The organism is Lysinibacillus sp. BSL11 (assembly GCF_052928325.1).
Genome location: NZ_JAVGCX010000021.1, coordinates 55,982 through 68,124, shown reverse-complemented (window position 1 = coordinate 68,124; position 12,143 = coordinate 55,982). Strand labels below are relative to the sequence as shown.

Annotated in this window: 12 protein-coding genes; 2 read left to right on the top strand and 10 right to left on the bottom strand. The window is 40.3% G+C overall.

Annotated features, from left to right (window positions below):
- The coding region (locus RCJ95_RS21055) for an IS3 family transposase (RefSeq protein WP_446722421.1) at positions 1–90 on the top strand (90 nt) is incomplete at its 5' end.
- Positions 91–149: 59 nt separating this feature from the next.
- Here RCJ95_RS21055 and RCJ95_RS21050 read toward each other — a convergent pair.
- The 10 genes from RCJ95_RS21050 to RCJ95_RS21005 form a co-directional block, all read right to left on the bottom strand.
- Positions 150–1,865, bottom strand: coding sequence for an FTR1 family iron permease (locus RCJ95_RS21050; RefSeq protein ID WP_446722743.1), 1,716 nt, complete (start codon positions 1,863–1,865; stop codon positions 150–152).
- Complete coding sequence (gene efeB / locus RCJ95_RS21045) at positions 1,840–3,099, bottom strand: iron uptake transporter deferrochelatase/peroxidase subunit (RefSeq protein ID WP_274772702.1); 1,260 nt, start codon at positions 3,097–3,099, stop codon at positions 1,840–1,842. Before efeB ends, RCJ95_RS21050 begins: the two co-directional genes overlap by 26 nt.
- 9 nt (positions 3,100–3,108) lie before the next feature.
- The gene (gene efeO / locus RCJ95_RS21040; protein WP_221680843.1) at positions 3,109–3,978 is read right to left on the bottom strand and encodes an iron uptake system protein EfeO; all 870 of its coding nucleotides are present in this window, start codon (positions 3,976–3,978) and stop codon (positions 3,109–3,111) included.
- Positions 3,979–4,140: 162 nt separating this feature from the next.
- The gene (locus RCJ95_RS21035) at positions 4,141–5,340 is read right to left on the bottom strand and encodes an MFS transporter (protein WP_221680842.1); all 1,200 of its coding nucleotides are present in this window, start codon (positions 5,338–5,340) and stop codon (positions 4,141–4,143) included.
- Between the two features lie 11 nt (positions 5,341–5,351).
- Positions 5,352–5,771 carry a MarR family winged helix-turn-helix transcriptional regulator gene (locus tag RCJ95_RS21030; RefSeq protein ID WP_112117833.1) on the bottom strand — a complete coding sequence of 140 codons (420 nt, stop codon included), beginning with the start codon at positions 5,769–5,771 and terminating at the stop codon, positions 5,352–5,354.
- A 275-nt stretch (positions 5,772–6,046) separates the two neighbouring features.
- Positions 6,047–6,988 carry an NERD domain-containing protein gene (locus RCJ95_RS21025; RefSeq protein WP_446722742.1) on the bottom strand — a complete coding sequence of 314 codons (942 nt, stop codon included), beginning with the start codon at positions 6,986–6,988 and terminating at the stop codon, positions 6,047–6,049.
- Between the two features lie 157 nt (positions 6,989–7,145).
- Positions 7,146–8,153 (bottom strand): FecCD family ABC transporter permease, encoded by a 1,008-nt coding sequence (locus RCJ95_RS21020; protein WP_446722741.1) that lies wholly within the window; start codon positions 8,151–8,153, stop codon positions 7,146–7,148.
- Positions 8,146–9,147 carry a FecCD family ABC transporter permease gene (locus RCJ95_RS21015; protein ID WP_048390305.1) on the bottom strand — a complete coding sequence of 334 codons (1,002 nt, stop codon included), beginning with the start codon at positions 9,145–9,147 and terminating at the stop codon, positions 8,146–8,148. Before RCJ95_RS21015 ends, RCJ95_RS21020 begins: the two co-directional genes overlap by 8 nt.
- A 23-nt stretch (positions 9,148–9,170) precedes the next feature.
- The gene (locus tag RCJ95_RS21010) at positions 9,171–10,097 is read right to left on the bottom strand and encodes an iron-hydroxamate ABC transporter substrate-binding protein (RefSeq protein WP_347723061.1); all 927 of its coding nucleotides are present in this window, start codon (positions 10,095–10,097) and stop codon (positions 9,171–9,173) included.
- Between the two features lie 13 nt (positions 10,098–10,110).
- Positions 10,111–10,899, bottom strand: a complete 789-nt coding sequence (locus RCJ95_RS21005; RefSeq protein WP_004229357.1) for an ABC transporter ATP-binding protein — start codon at positions 10,897–10,899, stop codon at positions 10,111–10,113.
- Between the two features lie 147 nt (positions 10,900–11,046).
- On the opposite strand from RCJ95_RS21005, the gene RCJ95_RS21000 reads away from it, so the two are divergent.
- A complete protein-coding gene (locus RCJ95_RS21000; RefSeq protein WP_221680839.1) occupies positions 11,047–12,096 on the top strand; it encodes an NAD(P)/FAD-dependent oxidoreductase in 1,050 nt (349 codons plus the stop codon).
- Positions 12,097–12,143: the final 47 nt, after the last annotated feature.

Below are 12,143 nucleotides of genomic sequence, written 5' to 3'. Positions count from 1 at the left end.
ATGATCTATTATAACCATTATCGAGGTCAGTGGAATTTAAAAAAGCTGCCGCCTGTAAAATACAGACTGCAGCTTCAAGAAGTTGCCTAACCTTTTTCAAAATGTCCTTTACAAAGGGTACAGTTTATTACGCTCATCTACCTTTTTCTTTAGGCTTGTTTCTTTTTATAGAGCACAGTAGCCGCCACTAACACGAGTAAAATAGACTGCCCTATGATTGTTTCCACTGTTGGATAGAAGCCAATCAAGCTAATAACAGGTAAGCCATCAACAATCGTTGTGGACAGACTATCTGTCAGCTGCAAAGTATGCAGACTGACCCCAATAATTTTAAAGGCTAGCACGTAAATTAAAATGGTTGCTACTGCAAAAAATTTGTGAATTGGAATTTTACCACTTGCTTTAAATAACACGACTGCAAGTACAGCAAGAATGAGTAGTGCTACCACAATCCCAAGAATAAACTGTGACGTTTCCATTTTTGGTGCAATCCCCGCATAAAAGACAAGCGTTTCTGCACCTTCACGGAAGACCGATAAAAAGCTAATCATAGCCATCGCAAAAATAGAACCACTCGAAATGGCATTACCCATTTGTTTGGAAATATAGCGATTCCAGCTGACCACGCTTGATTTGCTATGTAGCCAGATACCAACACCGATCATCATCGCTGCAGCAACTAGCCCTACATACCCTTCCATTAACTCGCGATTCGTATCAATTGTTGCCGAATTTAAAATCGTCGACATAAGAATGGCTGCAATAGCAGACAATAGAACGCCGACAAACGCGCCGACATAAATCCATTTGCGCATCTTGTTCTGCCCTGATTTATTGAGGAATGACACTAAGGCTAAAATAATCAGTAATGCCTCTAGCCCTTCCCGTAATAAAATTAACGCAGCGTCCCAAATTGTGTAATCGGAATCCCCTTGAATCAGCTCAATCTCAGTGCGGAATGTATTTAATTGTTTGGTAATTGCTTGCTGATCGACGTTGGATTTTAATAGATCACTCGCGATCATCGGCATATCACTTTCAATTTTCGTATAAAGACTACTATTACGTGTGGAGATTTCAATTTCTACACTTGGCCAAATGGTAATAAACTCACGTATTTTATTTGAAGCTGCCTGGTAATCACCTGCATCCAGAAAATCATTGGCCTCATCTATATAGGCAATTAATGTAGCTAAAGAATACTCTCCCTCTACCACGTCGGCTGTTTCTTTGCCAGCTACAAAATCCTCAATCGTTTGCTTTAAATCAGCGAATTGAGATTGCATAAGCGCTACATCAGGCTCCTCAGCAGAAATAGAGATACGAAGAAATGCCATTTGTGTTTCGATTTGCCCGTACATTGCGATACTTTGTTCACGCACAGGTCGCTCATTTTTATTCCATTTACTATTAAAATCTTTGTAGGCTTCATCAATGGCCTGAATATCACCACTTGCTAATGCTTTTTCAAAGTCTGCCATGATCGGCTTAAATTTTTGCCCAAATTCTGCTCGCTGTGCCGCTTCATCCACTGGATTTTCAAGCTTTTCTAATGCACGCAATGCATTCGATAGTGCTGATAGCGCCTCTAAACGCTCATCCTTGGACGTTGCCTCAGTAGCCTGTGCAAGGATTTCATCCACCTTTGCTTTTGCCTCTTTCTGCTCTGAAGATACTTTAGCCCAATCAACAGCAAATTGTTCAAGTGCCTGCTTGGCCTCCGCCTCTTTATCCTGCTTTGTATTCATCAGTGCATCACTAATCGCAATATAGAGATGACTATAGGATTGCGCAGCTTGTACAGGTAAAGCTAAAGTCAGCATAAGGACAATCACGATACTACAGCGCGTTAAAAAGTGCTTCACCTAAATAACTCCCCTTTTGTACACCAGGGAAGCAAGCAAACACGGCACTGCCTCGATGGGTAATGTACTCATTCATTTTATCCATACGCCCTAAGCTATTTTGGATGGTTGTAAATTGGGCTGGGTCCTTTTGAAAAGAGATAAAGATTAGCCCTGCATCATGTGTCCCTGTATTTGACATCACGCCTGATGCATAGGAATAAGAGCGTCGCAAAATACGCGCACCTGATTTCCGCGCCAAATGGACATGTGATGTATCAGGCATAATATAATTGCCCTTATCATCCTTTGCCTCTACATCAAAATCATCGAATTCCTTTGTTTTGCCAAAAGGTGCCCCACTATCGCGGTAACGGCCAAATGTTGCCTCTTGATCTTTCAATGATGTACGATCCCACGTTTCAAGATGCATTTGAACCTTACGCGCAATTAAATAAGAGCCGCCCTTTAGCCAGCCTTTATCCACCCACACGACCTCCTTTAAGTCTTTTTCATCGGTAATAGCTGGGTTTACCGTACCATCCTTGAAGGCGAAGAGGTTTCGTGGTGTCCCTCCACTAGCTGGAAACGAGTTAAAGCCCGCCTGTGACCATTTTATTTCTACTTTACCTGAAGCAGCTCGTACTAAATTACGAACTGCATGGAAGGCCACCTGCGGATCATCTGCACAAGCCTGAATACACAAATCACCACCTGTGTATTCTTTTTGAAGCTGATCTTTAGGGAAATGTGGTAAATCCTTTAGCTCCGCTGGTTTTAAATGCTGGATGCCCAGTTTATCGAATAATGAAGGCCCGACACCAATGGTAATGGATAGATTAGATGCATCTAAGCCCTCTGCCTCTCCAGTATCCCCAGTTGGCACTCTTGTATTTGTCGATACATCGACCATGACTTCACCGTTCATTAAACGCACAACAAGGGGTGTCCATTGCTGGAACAACGCTTGTAGTTCCTTCTTTGATGTCACTAATACATCTAAAGAAGCAAAATAAATATTCGTCTGTACAGGTGTCACAATACCTGACTGATGCTTGCCATAGAAATTGACCTTATTGCTAGCCGTCGTGCTATCTGCTACTGGCTCAAAGACATCATAGCCCATTGCTTTCATGACACCACCCAAGCCAGAGGCACCGATGGCAACACCTGCCACACCGATACCTGTTAGCTTTAACATATCACGTCTAGAAATTTTTTTATTTATAAATTTTTCCTCGTTTGACGTTGTCATTGTTTATGTTCACTCCAAAATGATACCCATTTGACTTAATGGTTCTCCAAGCTGATTCACCGCTGCTGCAAGTGCTTTTGTATTTTCCTCCGTTAATTCTTCGTAAGATATATAGCCACCATCAGCCGTTGCATGCTGTGCTAATAAATCGTCCACTGCTTTGAATTTTTCATCAAGTGTTGCCACTAATGTGGCATCTTTTGCTTCTAATTTTGAGCGTAAAATCTCAAAGATTTTTTCTGCGCCTTCAATATTTGCTTTAAAATCATAAAGGTCTGTATGAGAGTAAATTTCTTCCTCACCTGTAATTTTAGATGTTGATACTTCATTTAATAAATCTACTGCACCTGTAATCATTAAGTCAGGTGTCACTTCCACTGTTTGCACAAGCGCATGCAATTCCTTCGCATCTGCAAGAAGCTGATCTGCTACAGCCTCATAACCTTTTGTTGTATTTTCTTCCCAAAGTGCATACTCAAGCTTATGGTAGCCTGACCATTCTTCCTCACCTTTACCTTCTTCCTGAATATCTGCTAAACGTCCGTCGATACGAGGGTCAAGATCACCGAAACTTTCCGCAATTGGCTCAGAACGTTCAAAAAACATACGTGCTGGCGCATACGCTGCCTTTGCCCCTTCAATATCGCCTGCTTTGAATAGGTTCACAAATTTCTCTGTGTCAAGTAAAAATTGATCCATTTGCTCTAACGCAAATTGTTGATAGGCTGATAGTTCAGAAGATAAATCCATCTCTTTTGAAGCTTGCTCCGCCTGTTCTGTTGCAGGCTTATCTTCTTTTTTTACTTCTTCTGTATTGCCACAGCCAGCCATTAAAATGCCTCCTGCTACTAATACCGACAAAAATGATTTGTTTTTCATACTTCGTACCTACTTCCGAATTTGTTTTATATTGTGATGATAATGATTATCATCATCCATTGCAAGATATATTTTTGTAAATAGAAAAAAACGTCATTTTTCAGTTATTCTTTACGAACAACTAGAAAAAAGACGTTTTTTCTACAATATAATGATTCTAATCTACAAAATTTTTGCTTGTTTCAAATTTTCATATTTTCCATGTAAAAGGTAATAAAGCACAATCGACACTATAATAACAAAGACCATCGAAAAGAAAATCGAGCTGTAGCCCATAGATGGTACAAATAAGCCTAAGAAATAAGGCCCGACACCTAAGCCTAAATCATAAAAAATAAAATACGTAGATGTCGCAAGGCCTAAACGCTCATTTGGTGTTACTTTGATGGCAATTGCCTGTGCCACCGAGTTGAAGTTTCCATAGCCAATCCCGATACAAGCGGCAGCGATTAAAAAGGCAATCGTAGTGGTTGCTGAGCTAAAGGCATACATACCTATTGCAAACAACACTAAGCATGGATAGATAATGATATTCGCCCCTCTTGTATCAAGCAATTTCCCTGTAAATGGACGTGTAGCCAAAATGACAATGGCATAGATAATAAAGAAGTAGCTACCTGCTGATACTAAATCAAGCTCCTTTGCATAAAACGTCATAAACGACATCACACCTGAATAAGCAAAGCCAATCACAAGTGCCACAAAGGCAATCGGTACTGCGCGCATTTCAATAAAGTTCGTCACTTTAAAGCCTGCCTTTACAGCTGTATCCTTCGCTTTTTTCGGTGCATCTGGCACGGTCACAATGTAATACATAAAGAAACAAATAATCGCTAACACAGAATCAACTGCAAAAATCATACGATAATCTGCAAATAGCTGTGTTAATAATATGCCAACAAATGGGCCAATGGCTGTGGCTAAAATGGCGCTTAAGCTATAATAACCAATCCCTTCGCCACGACGCTCAGCTGGTAAAATTTGTGCAATAATGGTACCTGTTGCTGTACTTGCAATCCCTAGTGCAATCCCCTGTACTAAACGATTGATCATCAGCAGCGGTAAATTGCCTGCTATAAAATAAGACATTGTTGATAACATAAATAATAATAGTCCACAAAATAATGTTTTTTTGCTACCCCAGTCTCCAATAATACGCCCTGTCCCAAGACGACCTAATAGTGTCCCGATAATAAAAATACTCGATACAAGCCCCGCTGTACTTGTAGCGGCATTAAAATGCTCCACCGCATATGCTGCAATCGTAACCATTAATAAATAAAAGATTAACGTAATGGTAAAATTAATAAGTGAGACAATTAAAAAATCTTTTGTCCATAGTTTCTTTCTGGCTGCTTCCACGTTACTCTCTCCTATTGATTAATATTCATACAAATTCTTGCTAAAACCTGTGTCGCAATGTCAATATCTTGCTTTGGCACGCCTGCCAAAGCCTGCTCAAAAAACGGATTTAGATGCGACTTTATTTCCTGCACAAGCTCTTCCCCATGCTTTGATAGGTGTACCAGCTTTTCACGCTTATCCTTGCCCGTCATCGTTTCCACATAGCCTAGCTCCACAAGTTTATGTACAAGCTTCGTGACACTTGGCTTCTCTATAGACATGAAATTCGCGATATCAACAAATGAATGTGGACCCTTATCATTCAAGAAACGAAGCACTGCCCACTGCGAGCTATATAACTGATAGGGTTCAAGCTGCACATTCAGCTGGTTAATAAACGGCCGATACATTAAGCGGTACTGATTAAAAAATTCCTGTTCAATTGTCACACTATCACTTCCTTTTATGTTAGTTAGCCTAGCTAACTATATACCTAAAGACTCTATTTGTCTAGTAGGAAATAAGCGAAACACCGCTCTTGGGGGTGTGTACTGCTAGAGTGGGATAATTGCTGAGTGGTATCCTTCACTTTTATTGCTCTATCCGCTACTTTCCTTATTCTATCCGTCACTTTCAGCATTCTATCCACCTACTTCAAGCACCCTAACCCACTACAACACTAAAAGCTACAATTCAGACCGCTTGAATTGTAGCTTTTAGTTCGTTATTCCTTAATCCAATATTTCCGATGCTTTTTGACACCCTCCGCTTTCAATGGGAGTTGTTGCAACAACTTGTATGCTAAATCGGGAGAGTCAATGCCAAAGAATTCGCGGAAGCTTCGATTGGTCAGCTGCTGCCCGATTAGTAACCTGTAGTCCTCTAATGTTCGAAGCAATGCATCATCATCCACCAATCCACAGCGTGGGCACGTCCATTTGTTATAGTGATATGATAATCGCTGCCCATTATCACATTGTGGACATAGCACACCTTTCACTATTTCCTTGAGCGGCACCTCTACCTCTTTTTTCAACTTTGTGTGCAGGGATAATAGAAGGTTGACTAATTGTAAAAGATCAACTCTTTCTCTAGGTTGATAATGCTCCATCCATTTTTGTAAATAAAATCGTAACCCTGCCACATGAAAGATAGGCAGCCCCTCAAATCCCTTTGTCAAAATACCATTTTTCGTTGCCAATACCACCGCATGCAAAACTGGTAAATCGATGCGTTCCTTCTGTAATAGCTTCTTCATCCATACTACATGCCGGTCTAGCTGAAGAAATGGATCTGTCATGCCTTCGACCGTATCATCTACGGTCGTACGTGTTAATTGAGCGAACGAAGCATCGTATGAAAGTTTGCCTGTAATATTTTTGATTTCTAGGATGAGTACAAAGTGAGGACAGAGAAAGATGGTGTCCATTTGATGGGTAGAACCGAAGTCATTCATTGTTTGAAAGTCATGAAGAAAATAGTGAGGGATTGGTAAGTCTAGTTCAAGCCATTTTGCATCAACGAGCTGTTCACCAGCGAGTCCTGCTTGTAGGCGCCTTAAATGCTCACAATACAATGTGTATTTACAATGGGATATAGGAAGTCTTTGTACAAGTGCCTCTAGCATCTTTTGTGTCTCTGATGTTTGACGTTCTAATAAAATCATCTAATCATCTCCTGCCATGATTATATAAAAAAAGAACCTCAATGAATGAGGTTCCTAAAAACTTGCTATATAGAATGCCTAAAATAAAAATTTCCCTATTTTCGCTAAAACAAAAGTCTTTTCTTTCGAGGATCTCTCAATTTTGATTAGTACTTTTCTAGACACTCTTCCGCAATAAATACAGAAAATAAGGTGCGCCAATAAATGCAACAACAATCCCAGCAGGAACCGTTGCACTTGCAATAGCAACACGTCCAATGGTATCAGCAAGCATTAGCAAGCTTGCGCCAATGAATAGCGTCAATGGTAAAAAGAATTGGTAGCGTGGACCAACGAGCTGTTTTGCAATATGGGGAGCCATCAAACCGATGAAGGCTACTCCCCCTGTTACGGATACCGCGGCAGCCGCTAGTGCAACCGCAACAATTAATAATCGGAAACGTTCTCGCCCAATGTTCATACCAAGACCGACTGCTGTTTGCTCCGTCATGGCCAAGACATTTAAAACGTTGGCTTTATAGAAAATGTAAGGGATGCCCAGTACAAGCCAAGGCATTAGCGCCCAGAAAAATGGCCAATCTGTGCCCCATACATTTCCGGCTAGCCATTGTGCAATAAATTGTACATCGCTCCGCTCAGCAGAGGATATTAATACCATCATGACCCCTGATAAGGCTGATGCTACGCCTACCCCTACTAAAATAAACTGTACGGGATGGACACCCTTATTACGCTGATAAGAGAAAAAGTAAATACCCAGTGCTGTCACTAAGGCACTACAAAAGCCGACAATCGGTAAAATATAGGCAAAGTGAGGAAGGTCGCCATCTACTAGCAAATAAAAGACAGTAATCCCAACACCTGCGCCAGCACTGATACCTATAATTCCTGGGTCTGCTAAATCATTGCGGGTTACGCCCTGTAATACGGCCCCTGCCAGTGCTAATGCCATACCCGCAGCCGCTAGCACAAACATTCTAGGTAAACGGACTGAAAAGAGTACAAAGGACTCTTTAAAACTACCATCGCCCAGTAAGGTTGGAAGAATTCGGTCAATAGAAACCGAAGCAGCACCTAATGAAATCCCTAAAATAAAAATGAACAAGGTTACCACAAGCCATATGAGTAACCATTTACGCTGTTTTTTGCGACCTTCTTTAAACAAATTGACGTCCTCCCTTCCGCACTAATAATAGGAAGAATGGAAGACCTAAAATCGAAATAATAGCGACAACTGGCGTTTCATAAGGTGCGTTAATCATGCGCCCTGCGAAATCAGCCAACACCATAAACCAGCCACCAACAATGGCGCTCATTGGTAAGACGAAACGATAGTCTGTCCCAACAAACGCACGGACAATATGCGGTACCATTAAGCCAACGAAAGCTAGATTTCCGACTAGGGCCACAGCAGAGCCAGCCAGAATAACCACAACGAACATCATTACACCCTTTACGAGCGTAGTATTTTGTCCGACACCCACTGCTACTTCTTCATTTAAGCTTAAAATCGTTAATTGACGACTAAAAGCAAATGAAAGCAGTAAGCCAATAATAATAACGGGTACGATCAATAATGCCTGCCATGTTGTGCCAATGAAACCGCCACTTGTCCACATCGAAACATCTTTGGAAATTTGAAATAAAATGCCCGTCCCTTCAGCGATTGCCTGTAATAATGCTGTGACAGCCGCACCAGCTAAAACAAGCTTTAAAGGAGAAAAGCCTTTTTTAGTAGAAGCACCAATCCCATAAACTAACATCATACCGATTCCCGCCCCAACAAAGCAGGCTAAAATTAACGTATAATACGAGAATTTAGGGATAAATGCCATTGTTAAAGCAAGGGCAGCATTTGCCCCTGCCGTTAAACCAAGCAGCCCTGGATCAGCTAATGGGTTCCGTGTAACCCCTTGCATAATCGCCCCAGCGACTGCGAGGGCACTCCCAACAAAAATAGCTGCAATGATACGAGGAAATCGAATTTCACGTAAAATCGTGTAATGTTTACCTCCACTTTGTCCGACAATTGCTTGAAAGACATCTTGAATGCTTGTATTCGCTGCCCCTAAGCACAGCGAGATACTGGCAGTACCAATTAATACAAGCAATGCAAGCAATACTTGAAGCCAAAATGGAAGCTTTCGAAACTTTGTCATTCGCCTTCGCTACTCTCTACTAATTATTGTAAAAATTTCTCTTCAAAGAACTTCAGTTGATGTTCTAATGTGATAGGGTCATTGAAATAAAAGGCATTTGCATTCACTTCAAATAAATGACCATTTTTCACTGCTTCTAAATCTTTAAACCATGCTGCATCTGTAAAGGAATTATCTTGATCTTGGAACATACTGAAGATCACGTAGTCACCTGCATATTCCCCTAAAACTTCTTGAGAAATAGCATAATAGCCAGGCTCTAACGCTGTTTCTTTTACTTTCTCAGGCATTTTCAAGCCCATTTCTTGATATAAAATCTCTGTTCCACGACCCCAGTTATCGCCATAAATATAGAACTGTTTATTAAAGTTCTCTGCTACTGTTACAGTCGCATCTTCACCGATTTTTTCTTTAATCTTTTTACCAGCTTCTGCTGCACGTGTTTTAAAATCTTCTACCCAAGCAGTTGCTTCTTTTTCTTTATTTACCACTTTACCGATTTCGATGAACTGCTGTAAATAGTCTACTTTACCATACGTAAATAATACAGTTGGCGCGATTTCCGCTAATTTATCAGCATTTTCAATACCATTTAAGCCAATAATTAAATCTGGTTCTAGCTCAAGAATTTTTTCAATATCTGTATTTTCAACTACAACAGCATCTTTAATCGCATCTTCGAAGTTGGGATTTTTTGCTGCCCATGCATCCACACCAACAACATTTACATCAAGCTGTAATAAGCTTCCTACAAAAGAAGATAGTACAACAACACGTTTCGGATTTGATGGTACTTCTACAGGACCTGACTCTGATTGATATGTGATTGTTTCTGTTGAAGCTTCCTCTTTTGAGCCTTCATCAGCCTTCTCTGTTTTTTCTTCCTTACTGCCACATGCTGCAAGTACTAGGACAAGCATCATAAACATTGGTAATAGCCACTTTTTCATTGTTATTCTCCTTTTAAATGGTTTGTAATAAGTCATATGTAATGCACATTGGTTTGTTCGTTCGTGGATCTTTGCCAATAACTGCATCTATATTAAATACTTTTTTCAATACTTCTGGAACCATCACTTCTTCAGCCGTTCCGAATTTTACAAGCTCACCTTGTGAAAGCGCTACAATATAATCTGAAAAACGTGCCGCTTGATTTAAATCATGGAGGACCATGACAATTGTGCGCCCCTGTTCTTCATTCAGCTTGTAAAGTAGCTCTAAAACTTCTAGCTGATGAGCCATATCTAAATAAGTTGTTGGTTCATCTAAAAAGATAATGTCGGTTTCTTGGGCCAATGCCATTGCAATCCATACGCGCTGACGTTGTCCACCAGACAAAGCATCTACAGATTGTAAACGGAATTCTTCTGTTTTGGTTACCTGTAAAGCCCAGCCAATAACATCTTTATCTTTTTGTGATAAATTCCCGAAGCCCTTTTGATAAGGAAATCGACCGTAGGATACAAGCTCTTCCACTGTTAAACCATGTGCACTTTCTGGACTCTGTGGTAAGATTGCCAGCTCTTTTGCTAACTCTTTTGTTTTCATCTTGGAGATATTTTGACCATCTAATACGACCTGTCCACTCTCATGCTTTAAAATCCGTGTGATAGCCTTTAACAAGGTTGATTTTCCACAACCATTTGAACCAATGATTGTCGTGATTTTGCCATCAGGAATTTGCAGCGATAAGTCATGCACAATCGTTTTATTCTCATAACCAACACGAATCGATTCAACTTCTAAACGCAAATCGGACCCTCACTTTCTTTTTACTTCTTTCCATGCTATGATATTCAAAGTTAAAAATGATAATCATTATCACTAGAATTAGTCTAGTTATCTGATAAGATTTTGTCAATTACTTTTTTACTATTTGTTAAGGATGTGGCAATAAAAATGCAGCATGTGTATGATGTGACAATTATTGGCGGCGGTCCAGCTGGCTTATATAGTGCTTTTTATAGTGGTTTACGGGGTTTAAAAACAAAATTATTAGAAAGTCAACCACAGCTTGGCGGTAAAGTATTACTTTATCCTGAAAAGCTGATATGGGATATTGGGGGGCATCCTCCCGTCTTGGGCGAACAATTTGTTAAACAATTAATCGAGCAAGCTAAAACATTTGATCCTACTATTTTGACAGGTACAAAAGTGGATTTAATTGAACGTCACAATGATATTTTTGTGATACATACAGCAGCTGGTGAAAAGCATTATTCTAAAACGGTACTGTTAGCTGTAGGTGGCGGCATTATTAGCCCTCAAAAGCTAACACTTGAGGGCGCTGAAAAATATGAAATGGCCAATCTACATTACACTGTGCAATCATATAAACGTTTTGTCGATAAGGATATCATCATCTCAGGCGGTGGTAATGCAGCCATTGATTGGGCTGTTGAATTAAGTCCGATTGCCAAAAGCGTAACGGTTGTTTACCGCAAAGAGAATCTATCAGCTCACGAAGCCACTGTACAGGAAGCACTGGATGCAGGTGTGCGCATTGAGTGTAATACAACGATTACAAAGCTTTCCGCAAATACTGATAAAACGGCTATTCAATTAGTCACATGTGAGAATATGATAACGAAGCAAAGTTATACGCGTCAAATTGATGAGGTAATCGTCAGTCATGGCTATAATCGTGAGGCGTCTCTTGCATTTGATGAGGCCATTGCCATTCCAAAAAAGGATGATTATTATGTTGAAGGAAAAGCAACAGGTGAAACAGCACAGCCAGGTATTTTTGCAGCAGGTGATATTTTATCATTTGATGGAAAAATTAATTTGTTACTTGGCACTTTCCAAGATGCAGCCAATGCAGTCAATTCTATAAAAACGTATTTAGAACCAACTGCCTATCGTCATGGCATGGTGTCCTCACATAATGAGCTATTTAAAGAGAAAAATCGCTCTATTATCGAAAAGCAATTTGCACCAGCCCACTAAACCTAAATATAACCCTCTTAAGATCCTGATCTTAAGAGGGTTTCTGA

What these genes read in the sequence shown, in the direction of transcription:
- efeB (WP_274772702.1), bottom strand. Translation starts at nt 3,099, where the DNA reads ATGACAACGTCAAACGAGGAAAAATTTATAAATAAAAAAATTTCTAGA.
- efeO (WP_221680843.1), bottom strand. Translation starts at nt 3,978, where the DNA reads ATGAAAAACAAATCATTTTTGTCGGTATTAGTAGCAGGAGGCATTTTA.
- RCJ95_RS21025 (WP_446722742.1), bottom strand. Translation starts at nt 6,988, where the DNA reads ATGATTTTATTAGAACGTCAAACATCAGAGACACAAAAGATGCTAGAG.
- RCJ95_RS21015 (WP_048390305.1), bottom strand. Translation starts at nt 9,147, where the DNA reads ATGACAAAGTTTCGAAAGCTTCCATTTTGGCTTCAAGTATTGCTTGCA.
- RCJ95_RS21010 (WP_347723061.1), bottom strand. Translation starts at nt 10,097, where the DNA reads ATGAAAAAGTGGCTATTACCAATGTTTATGATGCTTGTCCTAGTACTT.
- RCJ95_RS21000 (WP_221680839.1), top strand. Translation starts at nt 11,047, where the DNA reads ATGCAGCATGTGTATGATGTGACAATTATTGGCGGCGGTCCAGCTGGC.